19 protein-coding genes and 3 tRNA genes are annotated in these 19,754 nt (G+C 38.2%); 13 read left to right on the top strand and 9 right to left on the bottom strand.

What is annotated here, in order from left to right; all coding sequences use genetic code 11:
• Positions 1 to 92: 92 nt before the first annotated feature.
• From serA to Epro_RS01755, 9 genes are all read right to left on the bottom strand, one after another.
• Entirely contained in the window at positions 93 to 1,673 is a 1,581-nt protein-coding gene (gene serA, locus Epro_RS01795) for a phosphoglycerate dehydrogenase (protein ID WP_052570021.1), read from the bottom strand.
• Positions 1,674 to 1,675: 2 nt separating this feature from the next.
• Positions 1,676 to 2,809, bottom strand: coding sequence for a pyridoxal-phosphate-dependent aminotransferase family protein (locus Epro_RS01790; protein ID WP_052570020.1), 1,134 nt, complete (start codon positions 2,807 to 2,809; stop codon positions 1,676 to 1,678).
• Positions 2,806 to 5,253, bottom strand: a complete 2,448-nt coding sequence (lon, locus tag Epro_RS01785) for an endopeptidase La (RefSeq protein WP_202812881.1) — start codon at positions 5,251 to 5,253, stop codon at positions 2,806 to 2,808. The genes Epro_RS01790 and lon overlap by 4 nt, the downstream gene beginning before the upstream one ends.
• Before the next feature lie 33 nt (positions 5,254 to 5,286).
• Positions 5,287 to 6,615 carry a trigger factor gene (tig, locus tag Epro_RS01780; protein ID WP_052570018.1) on the bottom strand — a complete coding sequence of 443 codons (1,329 nt, stop codon included), beginning with the start codon at positions 6,613 to 6,615 and terminating at the stop codon, positions 5,287 to 5,289.
• Positions 6,616 to 6,797: 182 nt separating this feature from the next.
• Positions 6,798 to 6,879, bottom strand: a tRNA-Leu gene (locus tag Epro_RS01775).
• A gap of 153 nt (positions 6,880 to 7,032) precedes the next feature.
• Positions 7,033 to 7,105, bottom strand: a tRNA-Lys gene (locus tag Epro_RS01770).
• Between the two features lie 97 nt (positions 7,106 to 7,202).
• Entirely contained in the window at positions 7,203 to 7,931 is a 729-nt protein-coding gene (locus Epro_RS01765) for a metallophosphoesterase family protein (protein ID WP_052570016.1), read from the bottom strand.
• Positions 7,931 to 8,797 (bottom strand): DUF4032 domain-containing protein, encoded by an 867-nt coding sequence (locus tag Epro_RS01760; protein WP_052570014.1) that lies wholly within the window; start codon positions 8,795 to 8,797, stop codon positions 7,931 to 7,933. The genes Epro_RS01765 and Epro_RS01760 overlap by 1 nt, the downstream gene beginning before the upstream one ends.
• Positions 8,798 to 9,352: 555 nt before the next feature.
• Positions 9,353 to 9,438, bottom strand: a tRNA-Leu gene (locus Epro_RS01755).
• A 119-nt stretch (positions 9,439 to 9,557) separates the two neighbouring features.
• Between Epro_RS01755 and Epro_RS01750 the strand changes: the two genes are divergently transcribed.
• The 13 genes from Epro_RS01750 to Epro_RS01690 all read left to right on the top strand — a co-directional run bounded on the left by Epro_RS01750 (position 9,558) and on the right by Epro_RS01690 (position 19,752).
• The gene (locus Epro_RS01750; protein WP_052570012.1) at positions 9,558 to 9,761 is read left to right on the top strand and encodes a 4Fe-4S dicluster domain-containing protein; all 204 of its coding nucleotides are present in this window, start codon (positions 9,558 to 9,560) and stop codon (positions 9,759 to 9,761) included.
• Positions 9,761 to 10,816 carry a 3-methyl-2-oxobutanoate dehydrogenase subunit VorB gene (locus Epro_RS01745; protein WP_052570009.1) on the top strand — a complete coding sequence of 352 codons (1,056 nt, stop codon included), beginning with the start codon at positions 9,761 to 9,763 and terminating at the stop codon, positions 10,814 to 10,816. The genes Epro_RS01750 and Epro_RS01745 overlap by 1 nt, the downstream gene beginning before the upstream one ends.
• A 56-nt stretch (positions 10,817 to 10,872) precedes the next feature.
• Positions 10,873 to 11,616 (top strand): thiamine pyrophosphate-dependent enzyme, encoded by a 744-nt coding sequence (locus Epro_RS01740; RefSeq protein WP_052570007.1) that lies wholly within the window; start codon positions 10,873 to 10,875, stop codon positions 11,614 to 11,616.
• A gap of 44 nt (positions 11,617 to 11,660) precedes the next feature.
• Positions 11,661 to 12,008 (top strand): four helix bundle protein, encoded by a 348-nt coding sequence (locus Epro_RS01735; RefSeq protein WP_052570005.1) that lies wholly within the window; start codon positions 11,661 to 11,663, stop codon positions 12,006 to 12,008.
• A gap of 60 nt (positions 12,009 to 12,068) precedes the next feature.
• Positions 12,069 to 12,644 (top strand): 2-oxoacid:acceptor oxidoreductase family protein, encoded by a 576-nt coding sequence (locus tag Epro_RS01730; protein WP_052570003.1) that lies wholly within the window; start codon positions 12,069 to 12,071, stop codon positions 12,642 to 12,644.
• A gap of 43 nt (positions 12,645 to 12,687) precedes the next feature.
• Positions 12,688 to 13,146, top strand: a complete 459-nt coding sequence (locus Epro_RS01725; protein ID WP_052570001.1) for an N-acetyltransferase — start codon at positions 12,688 to 12,690, stop codon at positions 13,144 to 13,146.
• 186 nt (positions 13,147 to 13,332) lie between these two features.
• Positions 13,333 to 14,106 (top strand): glucose-1-phosphate cytidylyltransferase, encoded by a 774-nt coding sequence (rfbF, locus tag Epro_RS01720; protein ID WP_052569999.1) that lies wholly within the window; start codon positions 13,333 to 13,335, stop codon positions 14,104 to 14,106.
• Complete coding sequence (locus tag Epro_RS01715) at positions 14,100 to 14,990, top strand: NAD-dependent epimerase/dehydratase family protein (RefSeq protein ID WP_158408980.1); 891 nt, start codon at positions 14,100 to 14,102, stop codon at positions 14,988 to 14,990. Before rfbF ends, Epro_RS01715 begins: the two co-directional genes overlap by 7 nt.
• Positions 14,987 to 15,856 (top strand): SDR family oxidoreductase, encoded by an 870-nt coding sequence (locus tag Epro_RS01710; RefSeq protein WP_052569996.1) that lies wholly within the window; start codon positions 14,987 to 14,989, stop codon positions 15,854 to 15,856. The genes Epro_RS01715 and Epro_RS01710 overlap by 4 nt, the downstream gene beginning before the upstream one ends.
• Positions 15,853 to 16,881: an NAD-dependent epimerase/dehydratase family protein gene (locus Epro_RS01705; protein ID WP_052569994.1), complete on the top strand. Its 1,029-nt coding sequence runs from the start codon at positions 15,853 to 15,855 to the stop codon at positions 16,879 to 16,881. The genes Epro_RS01710 and Epro_RS01705 overlap by 4 nt, the downstream gene beginning before the upstream one ends.
• Entirely contained in the window at positions 16,881 to 18,143 is a 1,263-nt protein-coding gene (locus Epro_RS01700; protein ID WP_052569992.1) for a glycosyltransferase 87 family protein, read from the top strand. Before Epro_RS01705 ends, Epro_RS01700 begins: the two co-directional genes overlap by 1 nt.
• Positions 18,140 to 18,868, top strand: coding sequence for a glycosyltransferase family 2 protein (locus Epro_RS01695; protein ID WP_052569990.1), 729 nt, complete (start codon positions 18,140 to 18,142; stop codon positions 18,866 to 18,868). The genes Epro_RS01700 and Epro_RS01695 overlap by 4 nt, the downstream gene beginning before the upstream one ends.
• The gene (locus Epro_RS01690) at positions 18,865 to 19,752 is read left to right on the top strand and encodes an SDR family oxidoreductase (protein WP_052569989.1); all 888 of its coding nucleotides are present in this window, start codon (positions 18,865 to 18,867) and stop codon (positions 19,750 to 19,752) included. Before Epro_RS01695 ends, Epro_RS01690 begins: the two co-directional genes overlap by 4 nt.
• The last annotated feature ends 2 nt before the right edge of the window (positions 19,753 to 19,754 follow it).

Below are 19,754 nucleotides of genomic sequence, written 5' to 3'. Positions count from 1 at the left end.
GCAAGTATAGGCAAGCCGCGTGGCGGTGAAGTTCACTTTTTCGGTAAATGAGCCGGCGCGCAACGAAGCATAATCGCAAAAAAACAAGCCTTTTACAATGATACAAATTTTGCTTTCTTAACTCCTGCAATTTTTGCAAACTTCTCAAGAGTTTGCGCGGAAACTTTGCTGTCAACGGCAATAATAGTTAACGCTTCGCCGCCAACTTCTTTTCTTCCTACGTTCATGCCGGCAATGTTTACGCCTTCTTCTCCAAGCAATGAAGCGACTTTTCCTATAACGCCGGGCTTGTCGTCGTTAGTTATAAGAAGTTTGCCGCCCGCGGGAATTACGTCAACGTTAAGTCCGTTTATTTTTACAATTCTCGGGTTGTTGTCTTCAAAAAGCGTCGCGGCAAAAGAATTTTCGCCTTTTTCCGTTTTTATTTTTGCAACCAAAATGCCAGCATAATCTTCAATATTGTGGTCTATAACTTCTTTTATTTTTATTCCTCTTTCTTTAGCCAAAGACGGAGCGTTTACGGAATTTACTTTTATATCTAATATAGGAGTAAGAAGCCCTTCCAAATACGCCACTGTAAGAGAGTTTGTGTTATAGTTTGAAAAACTTCCGTAAAATCCAAGCTGAATTTCCGTAATTGCGCCTTCAATAATTTGTCCCTGGAAAGAACCTGTTTTTGAAGCAAGCTCTATATAAGGTTTCATTTTCTTGTAAGTTTCCCAATCTACCGTAGGCACGTTTACCGCGTTTCTTATTAAACCTTTGGTAAAGAAATCTACAATAACTTCGCTCATTTCCTGCGCAATTTTTACCTGCGCTTCTTCGGTTGAAGCTGCAAGATGCGGCGTAGCCAAAAGGTTTTGAGTTTCTATTAAAGACCAGTCTTCCGGCGGCTCTTTTACAAAAACGTCAAGAGCTGCGTTTGCAACTTTGCCGCTCTTTAATGCTTCCGACAAATCTTTATCGTTAATAATTGCTCCGCGCGCGCAGTTTACAATTCTAACGCCGTCTTTCATTTTTGCGATATTGGCGTTATTTATCATGCCGCGCGTGTCGTCGGTAAGAGGAGAATGAATTGAAAGATAGTCCGCTTTTGCGAAAACGTCGTCAAGAGAAGTTAATTCTATGCCGTTGCTTTTTGCAAGATCTGCGTTTGCAAACGGATCGTAAGCTACAACTTTCATTCCGAAAGATATAAGCCTTTTGGCAACTTCGGTGCCTATTCTTCCAAGACCGATAAGCCCTAAAGTTTTGCCGAAAAGTTCATTGCCCATAAACTTTTTCTTTTCCCATTTTTTATTTTTCATGGAAGCGACGGCGTCTGGCAAACTTCTTGCCATGGAAAGAATAAGCCCTATTGTGTGTTCGGCCACGGAAATAGTGTTTCCGCCGGGAACGTTTGCCACAACTATGCCTTTCTGGGTAGCCGCGGCTTTGTCAACATTGTCAACGCCGGTGCCCGCGCGCCCTATAAATTTAAGTTTTTCGGCGGCTTCAATAATTTCCGCGGTAACTTTTACTTCGGAACGAATTAAAAGCCCGTCGTAATCTTTTATAAGTTTCTTAAAATCTTCCGCAGAAGGTTTTGCGTGCACTTCAATTTTAAACTCTTTGTTAGCAACTAAAGTATCCAACCCTTCCATGCTGTCGTAAGTCATTAAAATTTTATACATTCTTATCCTCTCAGAAGTTCTGTTTCTGCGGCGGCTACTGCTTTGCCTTTTTCAACATTCAATCCAAGCTCTGTCAAAACCATTTCAAGACATGCAAAACCTACGAGCAAATCCGCTTTGCCGATATAGCCCATATGCGCAAATCTTATAATTTTTCCTTTCAAGTCGCCCTGTCCGCCGGCAATTGAAACGCCGTATTTTTCGCGAAGGGTTTTAACTATTTTTCCGCCTATCGCTTCAGGAACCTGCGCGCTTGTAACAACTTCGCAAGGCACTTCGCCGTAAAGCTCAAGACCCAAAGCCTTCATGCCGGCTCTTGCGGCTTTTGCAAGAAGTTTATAATCGTTCCACAAATTTTCTATTCCTCTTTCTTTTATAAGTCTGATAGATTCCTGAAGAGAAACTATCAAAGTTACCGGAGGAGTAAAAGGCGTTTCGTTTGTTGCGTAAGATTTTTTATATTTTTTTATGTCAAAATAAAATTTAGGAAGTTTTGAAGTTTCCGCAAGCTTCCAAGCTTTTTCGCTTAACGTAATAAACGCAAGCCCCGGAGCAAGCATAAAACCTTTCTGCGAGCCGGAAACCGCTACGTCAACTTTCCATTCGTCGGTTCTAAACTCCTGACCTACAAGCCCGGAAATTGTATCTACAACCAAAACGGCGTTAGTTTTTGACACTATGTCGCCGATAGCTTTAATATCGTTTACAACGCCCGTTGAAGTTTCGGTGAAAGTTGTGTAAACGGCTTTAACGTTAGGATTTTCTTTCAACGCTTTTTCAATTTCCGCAGGTTTAACGACGTTTCCCCACGGCGCGGAAGCGGAAATAACTTTAACGCCGTAACTCTGGGCAATTTTTGCCCATCTGTCGCCGAAGTTTCCGCAGCCTGCAACTATAATTTCATCGCCTGCGCTAAGTAAATTTACAACCGCAATTTCCATTGTGGCGGTTCCCGAACCTGCAACGGTATAAACTTCATTTTTGGTTTGAAAAACATATTTCAAACCTTCCGCCACGTCTTTATAAATCGCGGCAAACTCGCCTGTTCTGTGATGTAGTATCGGCAAAGCTTCTTTAAGAGCAACTTCAGGCGGAATCGGCGTAGGCCCCGGCGTTAAAAGATAATGTTTTTTCATTTTTTACTGCCCCCGTTTTTTTTATTTTTCTTTATTTTTAACAACTTGCTTTTTAATGAAGATTTTTTTACAGGCGCATTTTTTGCGGATGAATTTTCAACAGCCAAAGAAATAACTTCATCCATATGCCCTACTGGTATCATCTCTATTTTCTTTTTTATATCTTCCGGAATTTCAGCTAAATCTTTTTTATTTCCTTCGGGAAATAAAATTGTCGTAATCCCTTCCCTGTATGCCGCTAAAACTTTTTCTTTTAGCCCCCCGATAGGAAGAACTCTTCCGCGAAGCGTAACTTCTCCGGTCATTGCGAGCTTTTTCTTAACGGCTTTATTCATGCACACCGACGCCAAAGCGGTAGCCAAAGCTATGCCGGCGCTAGGCCCGTCTTTAGGAACCGCACCTTCCGGAACGTGCACGTGAAAATCCGTTTCTTTAAAAACGTTCTCGTCAATGCCCAGTTTTTTTGCCGACGAGCGCACATACGTTAACGCCGCCTGCGCGGACTCTTTCATAACGTCGCCGAGCTTTCCGGTAAGAGACAAACTTCCCTTGCCTTTCATCTTATTTACTTCTATTGTAAGCGTTTCCCCGCCTACTTCCGTCCAAGCAAGTCCGGTAACCACGCCTATATCGTTTTCCGCAATGCGCTCTCTTTCAAAATACGCTATGCCTAAATATTTATTTACGTTTTCTTTGGTAACGGTTATTGATTTTACGCTTTTGTCAAAAGCCAAATCTTTGGCAATTTTTCTGCAGAGATTTGCAATTTCCCTCGTTAAATTTCTAACGCCCGCTTCGCGCGTATAATTTTTAATTACCGCGTCAAGAGCGCCCGTTTCAATAATAATTTCTTCCGGCGTTAAGCCGTGTTCGCTTATTTGTTTGGGAAGAATAAACTGCTCGGCAATGCGGCGTTTTTCTTCGTCGGTATAACCGGAAAATCTTATAAGTTCAAGACGGTCAAGCAGCGTTGTGGGAATATTGCTTAACGAGTTTGCCGTAGTTATAAACATAACTTTTGACAAATCAAAATCTACGTCAAGATAATGGTCGCCAAACGCGTAGTTTTGCTCCGGATCTAAAACTTCAAGCAAAGCCGACGACGGGTCGCCTCTCCAATCCGAACCCATTTTATCTATTTCGTCAAGAATAAACACCGGATTATTTGACCCGGCTTTTTTCATTGACTGTATAATTTTACCCGGAAGCGCGCCTATATATGTGCGTCTGTGGCCTCTTATTTCCGCCTCGTCGCGCACGCCGCCCATGGAAATTCTCACAAAATTTCTGCCCAAACTTCTTGCAACGGATTTTGCAATTGAAGTTTTTCCCACGCCGGGAGGTCCTATAAAGCAAAGTATAGGCCCTTTGATTTTATTTACTCTGGACAAAACGGCAAGATATTCTAAAATTCTGTCTTTAACTTTTTCAAGCCCGTAATGATCCTGATCTAAAATTTCTTTGGCTCTTTTTAAATCAAGATTATCCTGCGTGGATTTTTCCCACGGCAAATCTATAATCCACTCAAGATACGTTCTTATAACCGTAGCTTCCGGAGACATAGGCATCATCTTTTCAAGACGTGAAAGCTCTTTTTCCGCCGCGTCTCTTGCGGGTTTTGGCATTTTTGTATTTTTTAATTTTTCTTTAAGCTCTTCCAAATCTTTTTGAGCGTCGTCTTTTTGTTTTAGCTCTTTTTGAATAGCCTTCATCTGCTCGGTAAGATAATATTCTTTCTGCGTTTTTTCTATTTGGTTTCGGACTCTGCTTTGAATTCTTCTTTCAATGTTTAATATTTCTATTTCGGCATTTAAAATTTGAACGATTTTTTCAAGCCTTTCTACCGGGCTTACAAGTTCAAGAATTATTTGTTTATCGTTATTTTTTATTGAAAGATGCGAAGCTATTGTGTCGGCAAGTCTTGCGGGGTCTGAAATATTTCCCACGGACACGGCAACGTCCATAGGCATTCTGGGGTTTAATTTTACATACTGTTCAAAAAGAGAAACGGCTCTTCTCATTATAGCTTCGGCTTCGGGCGTTTTTTCAATTTTCTCGTCAAAAACGTTAACGCCTACCTCTATAAAACCTTTGTCGCTGAGTTTAAAATCCGTCCATTGCGCTCTTGATATTCCTTCTACAAGCGCTTTAAGAGTGCCGTCGGGCATTTTTAAAAGCTGAAGCACTTCGCAGACCGTGCCTATTGAATAAATATCGTCCGGCGACGGATCTTCTATTTGATTATTTTTTTGAGTAACAACAAATATAAGCCTGTTTGAAGCCATGGCTTCTTCCAAAGCTTTAACAGACTTATCCCTTCCAACGGCTAAAGGCAAAACCATTGCGGGGTATAATATTATTTCTCTTACCGGAAGCAGCGGAAGCGTGTCCGGAATTTTCGGCATTTCGTTTTTATCGCTGTTTATTCTGTCTAATTCGCTCACATAAACTCCTTTCCCGTATTTAACGAAGACAGGCTAATCTTTTTTAAGCGGCATATCTTTTACTTCTTCTTTAATTTTAGCGTTATCCAAAAGAAATTTAAAAAGCTTCTCTTCTTTTATTGAGATGCCTATGTTCTCTTTTTTCTCCGCAAAATACTTGTCCACCGCGGCCGCTCTTTGAGGATTTTCATCTTTCATTTTTTGCTTTGCGGTTTCAAAATCTGCGTCGGTAACCGTAAGATTTTCTTTTGCGTAAATTGCGTTTAATATGTAAGAAAGCCTGACGGTTCTTTCGGCTTCTTCTTCAAATTTTTTATCGCCGAGTTCCGCCTGCTTGTTTATATATTCCTGCGGAGCGCCCTGATTTTTCATGTATTGCGCCATTCTTTCAACCAAAGTCTGTTTCTGTCCGTCAACAAGAGTTTTAGGAACGTCAAATTTATTTTTTGATAAAAGATAATCCATTACCTGCTTTTCAACGTCAATATCCTGACGACGTTTTTCTTCCGCTTCAACGGCTTCGGTAACTTTTTTCTTTAAATCTTCAAGGTTTTCCGCGCCTAAATCTTTTGCAAAATCGTCGTTAAGCTCCGGAAGCTCTTTTTCTTTTATTTCTACAACTTTAGTTTTAAAAGTTACGGTTTTTCCGGCAAGCGTTTTGTTAGGGTAATCAGCCGGATACTCTACTTTTGCGTCTTCTTCATCGCCGATTTTCGCGCCTTTTAAAGCTTTCTGAAAACCTTTAACGGTATCTTGCGAACCTAAATCCAAAAGATGATTTTTTGCATTTATTGAAGGTATCGCGTTGCCGTCTTTATCAAAAGCATCGTAATCTACGGACACAAAACTGTCTTCTTTAACAACGCCCGTTTTTGAAGGAACAAGTTTCGCGTTTCTGTCTCTTAACGCGTCAAGGCTTTGCGCAAGACTTTTATCGGTAACTTTAAATATTTCTTTTTTTACCGGAATTTCTTTGTAATCTTTAATTTCTACGACAGGGTGGCATTCCGCGCTGAAACGATATTTGAAAACCTGCCCAAGCTCGTAATCAAATTCGTCAACAACGGGAAAATCTATAGGCGTAAAATTTTCTTTTGTAAGCGCGTCAAAAACTGTAGCTTTAACTACATTTTCAACAGCTCTGTCTTTAGCTTCTTTTGAAAACTTTTCTTTCACTACCGAAATAGGAGCCTTTCCGTGTCTAAACCCGTCAATTTTAGCCTGCTTCTGTATTAAACCGTATGCCGCCTCAATTTCTTTAGCCGCAATATCCGCAGAAACCTCAACATCTATTGTAATTGAACAAGATTTTTTGGTAACAACGCTTGACTTATAATCAATCTTCTTACTTTCCTGAGACATTTAAAGCTCCCTTTTAATGATATTCTTTTGATACCTATATATAATAGCTATATAAAAAACTATACTATACAAAAAATGCGAAGTATTTTGAATTTTGACAAGGCGCAGCGCGAGGAAATTTAGGCAAAACCTAAATGACGAGCGCTGCAACGCAGCTCAAAATTCAAAAGACGAAGCATTTTTGCGGCCGGAGGGACTTGAACCCCCACACCTTGCGGTATATGGTCCTAAGCCATACGCGTCTGCCAATTCCGCCACGGCCGCATTTCAACAATAAAAAAGATTAAACACTCCACAATAACGAAACGTTTTTATGCGAAGTATTTTGAGTTTAGACAAGGCGCACGACTGTGAAGCGTGCAAACGCACGTGAGCAGGAGCGCAACGCAGCATAAACTCAAAAGACGAAGTATAAAATGCGCCATATAGGACTTGAACCTATAACCTAACGATTAAGAGTCGTTTGCTCTACCAATTGAGCTAATGGCGCTCTGCAAAACGAATATATTTTTGAAAAAGAATTTTAACAAACTACCGCTAAAAAGTCAATCGCTATAACAACTTAAATATTTGCAATTGATAAAAAGTTATCCATTATTAAAAATCTGGCGGACAAAAATCTTCCCTTTTTTACCTATTTCAATGATTTTTGACGGTATGACATTGAGAACAAGAGTATCTATAAGATAAGTTTGCTGCGGTTTTTTACGCTGACCTTCAGGGTGAACGTGTCCGTGAAGCCAAAGAACGGGCTTTATCTTAAATATAAAGTCCCTAAAGCACGCAAAGCCTTTGTGGCAATTATCTTCTTTATCGTGTATGCCTGCAACGGGAGCGTGCGAAAGAACTACTATATCTTTCCGCTTTCTTAAAAAGAGAAAATCAAAAAAACGCAAGACTCTTATTTTAAAGATAACTTTTTTTACAAGGCGGGTCATTTCGCTTTCGGTAAACTGAAACGCGCCGGGATTATATCTCATGGCTCCGCCAAAGCCGGCAAGGATATAGTCTCCGAAAACCTCAACTCTTGCGTGCATGTCTATGCCGCCGAATTTATGTTTTTGCCCTTTGCCGCCGTAAAGTTTTGCAACAAGTTTTTTAGATTTAAAAACGTCTTCGTAGAACTGGTTTACAAAATGATTCCCCGAAACAAAGAAAAAACTCTTGTTTAAGGAGTCGGTTACAAATTCAAGATACTTTACCGGCAAGTCCCCGCAGGAAATTATGCAATCGGTTTCTTCAAACTTTTTGCCGCCGGATTCAAGACGCTTTTCAAGAGAAATATCTTCAACATCGGCAACCGCAAGTATTTTCATTATTTTTTACCCGCAAGTTTTTTTATAAATTTAAAAAAGTTTTTTATTTTTGACGGAGCCATAGAAATAAATCCGGCTTTTTTATATTTTGTAAAAAAATCATGAGCGGTAAAATCAAAGCCTACGTCATAACCGGCTTTCTGGCTTAAGAAATATTTATGGTTGGAAATCCAAACGTAAAGATCGGTATATGTTCTGTGAGGAAAACCAGCAAGAACGTTTTCCTTTTTCATAACCTCAAGAGCCGGAAGAAAACGTTTTTCATACCACCCGAAAGAAGCAAAAATAACAGGTTTTCTGTGAAGCTCGCATTCGGAACAGTTCTTTTTATAATCTTCTATCTCGCTGTAAAGTCTGGCGTAACTGCCGAATTCGGTAACTTTAAGAGGATGAATTAAAATATCGTTTGACATATACGTTTTTTCAACGAAAGAATGCTCTTCAAGTTTTATTAAAAACTTTTTTGCGCTTTCGGTATTGTAAGAATATTTTTTATTTGCCGATATATCAAACTCAAACTGAACTTCCAAAACTTCCGCATCTATATATTTTGCGTTGAAGAGTTCGGTTGCAGCCATAAGTCTGTGATGCCCGTCTATAATAAAGTAGCTGTCTAAAACTTTATAAACCTGTATCGGCGGAAAATTTATACCGTTAAGCATTCCGTTTTTAATATTTGAATACCTTAACCCGTCGCCGTCTCTGTTTGGTATTAAATTTTCGGAAAAATCGTTATAGCGGCTTAAACTGCCCACTATTTTATCCGTCTCAATAGGCGATACGCCGCGATTTTTTATTTTTAATTTCTCAAGATTTTTTTCTATAGAACTAAAATCCACAAGAACGCTTTTTTTATTTTTACGCATAGCTTCCTTTAAGTTAACTTTTTGCGAAGTATTTTGAGTTTAGGCAAGGCGCACGCCGACGAAGCGTGCTAAATGCACGTGAGGAGGCGTGCAACGCAGCACAAACTCAAAAGACGAAGCAAATTTTTGCGAAGTATTTTAAGTTTAGACAAGGAAGAGCCGAGTGAAGTTTACTCAAATGTAAATGAGCGAAGCTCTGACGCAGTATAAACTCAAAAGATCCAACAAATTTTTGCGAAGTATTTTGAGTTTAGACAAGGAAGAGCCGAGTAAAGTTTACTTAAACGTAAATGAGCGAGGCTCTGACGCAGTATAAACTCAAAAGATCCAACAAATTTTTGCGAAGTATTTTAAGTTTAGACAAGGAAGAGCCGAGTAAAGTTTACTCAAATGTAAATGAGCGAAGCTCTGACGCAGTATAAACTCAAAAGATCCAACAAATTTTTGCGAAGTATTTTGAGTTTAGACAAGGAAGAGCCGAGTAAAGTTTACTTAAACGTAAATGAGCGAGGCTCTGACGCAGTATAAACTCAAAAGACGAAGCAAAAAGAAAAATGGGCGGAGAGGGAATTGAACCCTCACGGCTCTTGCGAGCCTCAGGATTTTAAGTCCTGTGCGTCTGCCAGTTCCGCCATCCGCCCATCACCTATATAAATAAGTTGTCAGGATTATACTATATTTATTGATTAAGCGCAAGTTGACTTAAAGCGTTAAAAATCATAGAATACCCTCATTCAAATACATATATATAAGGTAAATTATGCCAAAAGTAGAAATAAACAACGAAAAATGCAAAGGGTGCTCGCTTTGCATAAACGCATGTCCTAAGCAGTGTTTGGCTTTTTCAAAAGAGTTCAATAAAGCGGGCTATCATTGGGCAACGTTTGAAAAACAAGACGCGTGCATAGGCTGCGGATTTTGTTATCTTGTTTGTCCCGACGTATGCATAGAGGTTTACAAATAATGTCAAAGAAACTTATTAAGGGAAACATAGCTTTGTGCGAAGGCGCCATTGCCGCAGGACTTCACGCTTATTTCGGTTATCCTATTACCCCCCAAAATGAAATCCCGGCATACCTTTCAAGAAAAATGGTTGAACTCGGAAGAGTTTTTATTCAGGGCGAATCTGAAATAGCGTCGGCAAATATGGTTATGGGCGCGGTTGTAACCGGTAAAAGAGCAATGACATCGTCATCGTCTCCCGGAATTTCTTTAAAGCAAGAAGCAATTTCTTATATGGCGGGTATGGAGTTGCCTGCGTTAATTGTAAACGTTCAAAGAGGCGGACCGGGACTTGGAAATATTTCAGGTTCTCAGGCTGATTATTTTCAGGCGGTAAAAGGCGGCGGCCACGGCGATTATAAATTAGTGGTTTTTGCCCCCAACAGCGCGCAGGAAATGTATGAAACCGCTTACGACGCTTTTGATTTAGCCGAAAAATACAGAATACCCGTAATGATTCTTTCCGACGGAATAGTAGGGCAAATGATGGAACCCGTAGAATTTAACAGACCCGATAAAAAAGAATTCGGCGAAAAAAGCTGGGCGCTTACGGGATGCGCGCAAAGAGAGCCGCGTTCGGTGCAATCGCTTTTAATGAAAGACGGCGCGTTGGAAAATCATAATATAAAGCTGCAAAAAAAATACGCTGAAATTTCAAAAAATGAAGTTCGCTGCGAGTCTTACGAAACAGGAGATGCGGAAGTTGTAGTAGTAGCTTACGGAATATCGTCAAGAATTGCAAAATCCGCGGTAAAACTTGCAAGAAAAGAAGGCGTAAAGGCAGGGCTTTTAAGACCTCAAACTTTATGGCCTTTCCCCTCGCAAGCCATTGCAAAACTTGCAGATTCCAAAGCAAAATTTTTAACCGTAGAATTAAGTCACGGACAGATGGTTGAAGACGTCCGTCTTGCGGTAAACGGAAAAACGCAGGTTGAATTTTTCGGCAAAGCGGGCGGCGGCATAGTAAACGAAAAAGAAATTTTAGAAAAAATAAAGAAAATGAAGCTTGGAAGTTGAGAAGTTTGAAAGCTTGGTAAAGACAAAAGCAAAAACAAAAAAATGAAGGTTATATTATGAATAAAATACTGTCAAAACCCGAATCGCTTAAAGAAGCCTCTTTATCATACTGCCCCGGATGCGGGCACGGAATAATTCATCGCCTTGTCGCCGAATGCATAGACGAGCTTGGCGTTCGCGAAAAAACAATAGCGGTAGCTCCTGTAGGCTGCGCGGTTTTTGCTTACGACTATTTTAATTTTGACGTAACGGAAGCCCCTCACGGACGCCCTCCGGCGGTAGCCACGGGAATAAAAAGAACTAATCCGGATAAATTTGTTTTCACTTATCAAGGCGACGGAGACATAGCCGCAATAGGAATGGCGGAAACTATCCACGCCGCAAACCGAGGCGAAAACATAACGATAATTTTTGTAAACAACGCCAACTACGGCATGACCGGCGGACAGATGGCGCCCACAACGCTTATAGGTCAAGTTACGGAAACCACGCCTTTCGGAAGAGACCCCAAGAGAGAAGGTTACCCTATAAAACTTTGCGAACTTCTTGCAACGCTTGAAGGCACAACATATTTAGAAAGAGTTTCAATTTATAATCCTAAAAATATTATCAACGCAAAAAAAGCCATAAAAAAAGCGTTCCAATGCCAAATTGACGGCAAAGGTTTTTCACTTGTAGAAGTTATTTCCAACTGTCCCGTAGATTGGGGCATGACGCCTCTTGATTCAATTAAATGGGTTGAAGACACTTTCATAAAAAGCTTCACCCTGGGCGTTGTTAAGGATAAAATAGAAGTTTAGAGGGCTTAGAAGTTTGGAAATTTAGTAAAAAAATATTAAATATTATGTATAAAAATTTAGAAATTTGGAAAGAATCTGTAGACTTGATAAAACGTATTTACAAAATAGCCGCTTCATTGCCAAAAGAAGAAGATTATAATATTAAATCTCAATTACGGCGCGCTGTTATTTCTGTTGCTTTGAATATAGCTGAAGGAAAATGCCGACACTCCGCCAAGGACTTTGCTCATTTTTTGAATTTATCAGTATCTTCTTTAAATGAAGTAAATGCAATTTTAAATATTTGCGAAGAATTAGAATTTCTTAAAAATATTGATGAAATTTACAACAAAATAAACATTTTATCCAGAAGAATTAGCGCGCTTAGGACAAAACTCCTAAAACTAAAATAATAGTTGTAACAGCTAAACTTCAAAGCTTCAAAACTTCTTAACTTCTACTCGGAGAGTATAATGAAAAATGAAATAATAGTTGCCGGGTTTGGCGGGCAGGGAGTGTTGCTTGCGGGAACGCTGGTTGCTCAAGCGGCGCTTGAACAAAAGCTGCACACTACGTGGTTTCCGTCTTACGGGGCAGAAATGCGCGGCGGAACGGCAAATTCTACGGTTGTAGTTTCAAGCGAAGAAATAGGTTCTCCGCTTGCTTTCAACCCTAACGCTTTAATAGCTCTTAACGAACCGTCGCTTGATAAATTTATGCCAAGAATGACCGACGACGCCGTAATAATAGCCAACTCGTCAATAATAAGCGAAAACAAAAAATACAGAGTGCGTCCTTATTTTGTTCCGGTTACCGATATTGCCGATAAAGAAATACAAAACGTTAAAACCGCAAACATGGTTGCCGTCGGAGCGTTAGTAAAAGCTCTTGAACTTTGCGCATCGCGCGAATGCAGAATTGAAAGCGAAATTTTAAACATAAACAGCGTTTTTAAAGCCGTAGAAAAAGCGTTTGCCGCAAAACCAAAGCTTATAGACGTAAATAAAAAAGCGGTTCAAGCCGGGTACAATTTTATTAAAGACAAATAATAAATAAAAAATAACAGGTAATATGTTTTATTTGGAGCCCAATATGAAAATCCGTTCAGCGAAAGTTTTAGACGTTAAATCAATTCATAAACTTGTGGAATTTTACGCAAACAATAAAGAAATGCTTCACAGGTCTTTAAACGCAATATATGAAAATATTCAGGAATATATCGTCGTAGAAAATGAAAACGGCATAATAGGCTGCGGCGCGCTTCACGTTTCATGGGAAGACCTTGCGGAAGTCAAAGCATTGGCGGTAAGCCCTCAATACGCAAAGCAGGGCATAGGCAAAAAAATAGTGCGCACTCTTGAAAAAAACGCGCAAGCCTTGGGCATAAATAAAGTTTTTGCTTTAAGTTTTAAACCTGAATTTTTTATAAAGCTCGGATATAAAGTTATACCCAAAGAAATTCTCCCTCACAAAATTTGGAGCGAGTGCATAAACTGCCACCTGTTTCCGGATTGCGGCGAAGTTCCTCTTTTAATAGAATTAGACAAGTAAAACTCTTTAAAAAATCATTATAAATTGATAAAATAACGCTTATATTATTATAGGCGTTATTTTTTTATTTCAATAAATATAAGCGTGCAGTACTTTGGATTTAAGCAAGGTTTGCCGCGACGAAGTTTTCATACAACGGCAAATAAAGAGCATAAATCCAAAAGACAAACGCCAAAGAGGTTAAATATGAAAGTGGTAATTCTGGCCGGCGGTTACGGAACAAGAATAAGCGAAGAAAGCTACTTAAAACCAAAACCTATGATTGAGATAGGCGAGTTTCCGATACTTGTGCACATAATGAAATACTACTCTCATTTCGGATTTAACGATTTTATTATTTGCTGCGGCTATAAAAGTTTTCTCATAAAAGAATATTTTTCAAACTACTATCTGCACCGTTCCGACGTAACTTTTGATTTTTCCGCAAAAAATAAAATTACAATTCACAACAACGCGGCAGAGCCGTGGAAAGTAACTCTTGTAGATACGGGTCTTAACACAATGACCGGCGGAAGAATAAAAAGAGTTGAAAAATATTTAGAAGGCGAGCGTTTCCTTATGACTTACGGCGACGGCGTTTGCGATTTAGACATAAACAAGCTTGTAGAGTTTCACAATATAAATAAAAAAACAGCCACGCTTACGGCAATTCAACCCGGCGGACGTTTCGGCGTTTTAAACATAAACAACAATAATCTTATAGAAAGTTTTGAAGAAAAGAAAAAAGAAGACGGCGGCTGGGTTAACGGCGGATTTATGGTTTTAGAGCCGGAAATATTTTCACTGTTAAAAGATGATTCCACAATTTTAGAACGCGACCCGCTTGAAAAACTTGCAAAACACAATCAGCTTGCCGCATACAAGCACTACGGCTTCTGGCAGTGCATGGACACTCAAAGAGATAAGCACCAGCTTGAACAACTATGGACAAGCGGAAAAGCCCCGTGGAAAATATGGTAACTAAAAAAGTAATACTTACCGGCGCTACCGGACTTATAGGCAAAGAAGTTATAGAGCCTCTTAAAAAATCAGGCTTTGACATTTACGCGCTCAATATAGACAAAAATAATCCCGACAACGGCGTAAATTGGATAGAGTGTAATATTTTTAACTATGCGCAAATAAAATCCGTTTTTGAAAAAGTAAAACCGGAATATCTTTTAAATTTCGCATGGGCTACCGTCGGAGATTATCTTTCCTCAAATATAAACTTTGATTTTTTAAAAGCCGGACTTGAGCTGTTAAAACACTTTGCCGCTAACGGCGGCAAACGCGCCGTTTTTTCAGGCACTTGTTTTGAATATAAATTTAAAAATTCCCCGCTTAAAGAAACCGACGATTTAAACCCTGAAACCGTTTATGCAAAATGTAAAAATTATTTGCGCGAACTTTCAGAACTTTACTGCAAACAAAACAATATTAATTTCGGATGGGGCAGAATTTTTTACGTTTACGGTCATAAAGAAAATGAAAAACGCCTTACGGCTCACATTATAAAAAGTATTAAAGAAAATAAAGAAGTTATAATAAACGCCGGAAGTTTAGTAAAAGATTATATGTATTCAAAAGATATCGGCGCTGCGTTTGCGAAATTTTTAGACAGCGGCGTTTCAGGCGCAGTAAATATATGCACGGGAAAAGGCATTTCTCTTGCAGACTACGCTTTAACAATAGCCGATAAATTCAACCGCAAAGATTTAATTAAAATATTAAACGAACCGTCAAACCAGCCGCCTTTTATTGTAGGCGACAACTTGCGTCTCATAAACGAAGTGGGTTACAAAACACAATACGCGCTTTCAGCCGCAATTGACAATATTTTAAAAGGTGAGAATTCAAAATGAAAACAATTCTTACCGGCGCCACAGGCTTTTTAGGAAGCGAAATTTTAAAAGTTCTTTTGCGCGAAAATCACAACATAATAATTCTAAAACGAACCTTTTCAAACACGCAAAAAATTAAAAACGAACTTTCCGCCGTCCGTCAATATGACATAGACAAAACATCGCTTGCGTCAATTTTTGAAGAAAACAAAAATATAGACGCTATAATACACACCGCCACATGCTATGGAAGAAAAAACGAAACTGCGTCCCAAATATTTTATTCAAATACGGCGTTTCCTCTTGAACTTCTTGAACTTTCGGTAAAAAATAAAGTTAAAACTTTCATAAACACCGGAACTATTTTACCTCTTGCAAAAAAAGGACAGATGCATAATTACGTTCTCTCAAAACAACAGTTTGCAAAGTGGGGCGAGTATTATTCCCAAGACATACAATTTACCAATGCAATATTAGATTATATCTACGGTCCCTTTGACGACAAAACCAAATTTCTTCCCACTCTTATAGAAGCTTGCGTTGAAAATAAAGAATCAATAAACCTTTCCGGCGGAGAACAATTAAGAGATTTTATTTATATTGAAGACGTAGTAACCGCATATATGAAAATACTGCATTTACAAAATGCTCCGTTAGAAGTAGAAATAGGGCATGGCTTGCAAACTTCGCTTAAAAACGCAGCTTTAAAAATAAAAGAATTAACCAAATCAAAAACAAATTTAAACTTCGGCGCCATAGAGTACAAAGACGGAGAACCTATGAGCTTAAAAACAAACCCCGCGTTTCTAAACTCCGCAGGCTGGAAACCAAAATATAACTTTACAGACGGCATAAAAAAACTTATTTCAGAGGAATATAAGAAATGAAACTGCTAATTACAGGCGGCTGCGGATTTTTAGGAAGCAATCTTGCCGCGCACGCTTTAGAACAAAAATACGACGTTCTTGTTTTTGATAATTTGCATAGAAAAGGTTCTCAAGAAAATCTTGCGTGGTTACAGACTAAAAACAAATTTCAATTTATTAAAGAGGATACAAAAAATTTTGACGCCGTCGCAAAAGCCGTAAAAGAGTTTCAGCCGGATTCAATTTTTCATCTTGCCGGGCAAGTGGCAATGACAACCTCTATCGCAAACCCGCGGTTAGATTTTGAAACAAACGCGCTTGGCACATTTAATATTTTAGAAGCCGTAAGACAATTTTCGCCTCAATCAAATATAATTTATTCTTCAACAAATAAAGTTTACGGAGATTTGGAACAATATACATACTCGCAGCAAGAAACAAGATACGTTTGCAATGAAAAACCGGAAGGTTTTGATGAAAATGTAACGCTTGATTTTCATTCCCCTTACGGCTGTTCTAAAGGGTCAGCCGACCAATACATGCTTGACTGGTCAAGAATGTTCGGATTAAAAACCGCCGTTTTCCGTCACAGCTCCATGTATGGAGGAAGACAGTTTGCAACCGCCGATCAAGGTTGGATAGGCTGGTTCTGCCAAAAAGCGGTGGAAACAAAATTAGATATTTTAAAAGAGCCGTTCACAATATCCGGAAACGGCAAACAGGTTAGAGACGTTTTACATGCAAAAGATATGGTTAGTTTATATTTTTCTTGTATTAAAAATATTGACAAAGCAAAAGGCAACGCGTTTAACATAGGAGGAGGATTTGAAAACAGTTTATCGCTCCTTGAACTTTTTGACTATCTTGAAAAAATTTTAGATATAAAACTAAATTACACAAAACTCCCGCCGCGCGGAAGCGACCAAAAAGTTTTTATTGCAGACATTAAAAAAGCGCGCAAGCTTATAGGCTGGAAACCGGAAGTAAATTACAAAGAAGGCATCAAGCAAATGTTAGAGTGGACAAAGACACAGGTGATAAAATAATGAGTATGCTTATAAATAAAATAAAACAAAATTTACGTTTAGAGCATATCTTTATATCGGCTATGCTTGTTTTATGTTTGTGTTTTATTTTCTCTCTTGCAAAAAATCCTTCAGGTTTGCAAGTTGAAACGTTAGGGCTTTACGATTTAAGCAAAAATGACGGCTACTTTCACGATATTTATTATCCCGCAAATTACGCCGCCGATAAAAATGTTTATTTTAACGACAGACAGCCGGCTCCAGAAACATTTCCCAAAAACTATCTTCCTTTAGTTTACGTAATTTGTTATTTTTTTGCCGAAACCGCCAATTATTTAGAACTCGGCATAGACGCGCGATACTCCGACATATATCTTATAACCGTAAATTTATTTATAATTTTTTTCAGCTTAATGCTGTTTATAACGCTTTACGATTTAAAACAGGGAGGCAAAGCAGTAAAGTTTTTAACGGTAGCTTCTTTGTTTGTTTCGTGGGCGTATATACGCGCGTATCAAACCGGAAATTTTGCCATAGTCTCAACTGTTTTATCGGTATTTTTTCTTTTATCCTACGATAACAAAAATAAATTTATAAAAGAACTGTCGTTTATTTCTTTGGCCTTGGCTGGAGCTATTAAAATATATCCGCTGCTGTTTGGAATTGTTTTGATATACGATAAAGAATATAAAGCCGTATTTAGAATTGCGGTTTATTTTTTTATTGCGGCTTTCACGCCGTTTCTTTTTTTTACCACCAAAGAACACGGATTTGCCGACAATGTTCTTAAATGTATTGACAACATAAAAACTTTTTCAAAAACGCAGATACCGTATCCTTTTTTCATATATCCTCAACACTCTTTCGGCGCAGGAGCTCAACTGATAGTAAAACTTTTAGTCGTTATGTTTAAAATATTTGCGCTGCTATCGCTTATAACGGCATATTTTCAAAACATTAAATGGAAAAAGATTTTTCTTTTATTATTTACTACTTACTACCTAAGTTCTACTGCGGGAGTTTATTATCCTTTATTGTTTCTTATGCCGATAGTTTTATTTTTTAACGAAAAAAAACTTACCGTAAAAAATTTAATATTTTTGCTTTTTGTAATATTACTTTTAAATCCGTATCAATTTCCTGAAATAGCGGGCTATAGCATAACCGGTCTTGCGCGCAGAATATCTCTTATCGCTATGTTTCTTATGTTATTTGCAGATTCCGTTATCGTATCTTTTTACGAACTTCGTAAAAAATATTTCTCAAAGGCGACTCTACAGTGAGCATATCCGTGGTAATTCCCGCATATAAAGAAGAAGAAAATTTAAAAACTCTTCTTCCCCAAATAAAAAAATATTTAACTCTTGCGGGCATTACGCATGAAATTATCGCCGTGGGACCTTTAACAGACAACGATAACTCAAAACAAGTTTGCCAAAACTCCGGTTGCATTTACGTCAACAGAGAAAACGGCGATACTTACGGCGACGCCGTGCGCACGGGAATAAAAGCTGCAAAAAACGAATATCTTCTAATGATGGACGCAGACGGCTCGCACGCCCCCAAAGACATATTGCATTTATACGCCGCAATAACTACCCCCCCCCGTCACGCTTACGATTTAGTTATAGCTTCTCGTTACGTAAAAAACGGACAAACACAAAATTTGTTTATTTTAAAATTTATGTCTTACATTTTAAATATTACATATCGCGTCGCTTTTAAAATAAACGCCAAAGACATATCAAACAGCTTTAGAATCTACGACGCCGTAAAACTTAAAAGTTTAAAACTTACATGCTCAAACTTTGACATAGTTGAAGAGATTATAATTCTTCTTGTTGACAAATTTAACGCTAAAATAAAAGAAATTCCGACGACATTTCACAAAAGAATAAACGGTGCGTCAAAAAGAAATCTTATTAAATTTATTTTTTCTTATATATTTACAATGTTTAAGTTGTATAAAATAAAAATTCAAAACAGAAAAAACGGAACAAAAAAATGAAAATAATTCTTACGGGCGCAACGGGGTTTTTAGGAAGCGCGCTACTTGCGGCGTTGCTTGAAAAAAAACATAACGTTATAATTTTGAAACGTTCGCATTCAAACGTTTCAAAAATAAAAAATTTACTTAAAAAAATAAAAAGCATAGACGTTGACAAAACGGACGTTTGTGAAATTTTCAAGAAAAATAAAAATATAGACGCGGTAATACACGTTGCCACAAACTACGGCAAAAAAAACGAGAAACTTACAGATATTTTCAAATCTAACGTCTTATTTCCGCTTGAGCTTTTAGATAACGCCGCAAAAAACAAAGTTCCGCACTTTATAAACACGTCTTCGTTTTTTCAAAAAATAACGGACGCTAATCACCCGCTTTACGCTTACATAAAAACAAAACAAGAATTTTTATCTTGGGGCAAATACTATGCCCAAACCGGTAAAATAAATTTTACCGACGCAAATATATTTCACCTCTACGGCGCCGGCGACTGCGAAGAAACAAAATTTATTCCTTACATAATAAAACAATGCAGCGGCAATGTTAAATATTTAGATATGACTTCAGGCGAACAAAAAAGAGATTTTATCTTTCTTGACGATGCCGTAGAAGCGTATCTTAAAATTTTAAATAAAAAAAATTCAGGGTTTACAAAATATGAAATAGGTTCAGGCAAACAAATAACTATAAAACAAGCTTGTGAAATAATTAAAAAAATTTCAAAATCAAAAATAAAATTTAATTTTGGGAAAATCCCTTACAGAAACGGCGAGGTAATGAACGCAAAAGCAAATTTGCATTTAAACAAAAATATTCATTGGAAAGCAAAAACATCTTTCAGCGCGGGTATATTAAAAATTATTTCTGCCGCAGGCGGTAAATAAAA

Origin of the sequence: Endomicrobium proavitum, assembly GCF_001027545.1 — a bacterium.
In the GTDB taxonomy this organism is placed as follows: Bacteria; Elusimicrobiota; Endomicrobiia; order Endomicrobiales; family Endomicrobiaceae; genus Endomicrobium; species Endomicrobium proavitum.
Note: the sequence above shows the minus strand (reverse complement) of the source record. Positions and strands in the feature narration are given on the sequence as shown.

Bases quoted from the DNA above. Each gene is read 5' to 3' on its own strand.
- Epro_RS01745 (WP_052570009.1), top strand. From the start codon at position 9,761: ATGTCAAAGAAACTTATTAAGGGAAACATAGCTTTGTGCGAAGGCGCC.
- Epro_RS01765 (WP_052570016.1), bottom strand. From the start codon at position 7,931: ATGAAAATACTTGCGGTTGCCGATGTTGAAGATATTTCTCTTGAAAAG.
- Epro_RS01700 (WP_052569992.1), top strand. From the start codon at position 16,881: ATGAGTATGCTTATAAATAAAATAAAACAAAATTTACGTTTAGAGCAT.
- rfbF (WP_052569999.1), top strand. From the start codon at position 13,333: ATGAAAGTGGTAATTCTGGCCGGCGGTTACGGAACAAGAATAAGCGAA.
- Epro_RS01730 (WP_052570003.1), top strand. From the start codon at position 12,069: ATGAAAAATGAAATAATAGTTGCCGGGTTTGGCGGGCAGGGAGTGTTG.
- tig (WP_052570018.1), bottom strand. From the start codon at position 6,615: ATGTCTCAGGAAAGTAAGAAGATTGATTATAAGTCAAGCGTTGTTACC.
- Epro_RS01705 (WP_052569994.1), top strand. From the start codon at position 15,853: ATGAAACTGCTAATTACAGGCGGCTGCGGATTTTTAGGAAGCAATCTT.
- Epro_RS01760 (WP_052570014.1), bottom strand. From the start codon at position 8,797: ATGCGTAAAAATAAAAAAAGCGTTCTTGTGGATTTTAGTTCTATAGAA.
- Epro_RS01715 (WP_158408980.1), top strand. From the start codon at position 14,100: ATGGTAACTAAAAAAGTAATACTTACCGGCGCTACCGGACTTATAGGC.
- Epro_RS01790 (WP_052570020.1), bottom strand. From the start codon at position 2,809: ATGAAAAAACATTATCTTTTAACGCCGGGGCCTACGCCGATTCCGCCT.
- Epro_RS01710 (WP_052569996.1), top strand. From the start codon at position 14,987: ATGAAAACAATTCTTACCGGCGCCACAGGCTTTTTAGGAAGCGAAATT.
- Epro_RS01740 (WP_052570007.1), top strand. From the start codon at position 10,873: ATGAATAAAATACTGTCAAAACCCGAATCGCTTAAAGAAGCCTCTTTA.
- Epro_RS01735 (WP_052570005.1), top strand. From the start codon at position 11,661: ATGTATAAAAATTTAGAAATTTGGAAAGAATCTGTAGACTTGATAAAA.
- serA (WP_052570021.1), bottom strand. From the start codon at position 1,673: ATGTATAAAATTTTAATGACTTACGACAGCATGGAAGGGTTGGATACT.
- Epro_RS01750 (WP_052570012.1), top strand. From the start codon at position 9,558: ATGCCAAAAGTAGAAATAAACAACGAAAAATGCAAAGGGTGCTCGCTT.
- Epro_RS01725 (WP_052570001.1), top strand. From the start codon at position 12,688: ATGAAAATCCGTTCAGCGAAAGTTTTAGACGTTAAATCAATTCATAAA.
- Epro_RS01690 (WP_052569989.1), top strand. From the start codon at position 18,865: ATGAAAATAATTCTTACGGGCGCAACGGGGTTTTTAGGAAGCGCGCTA.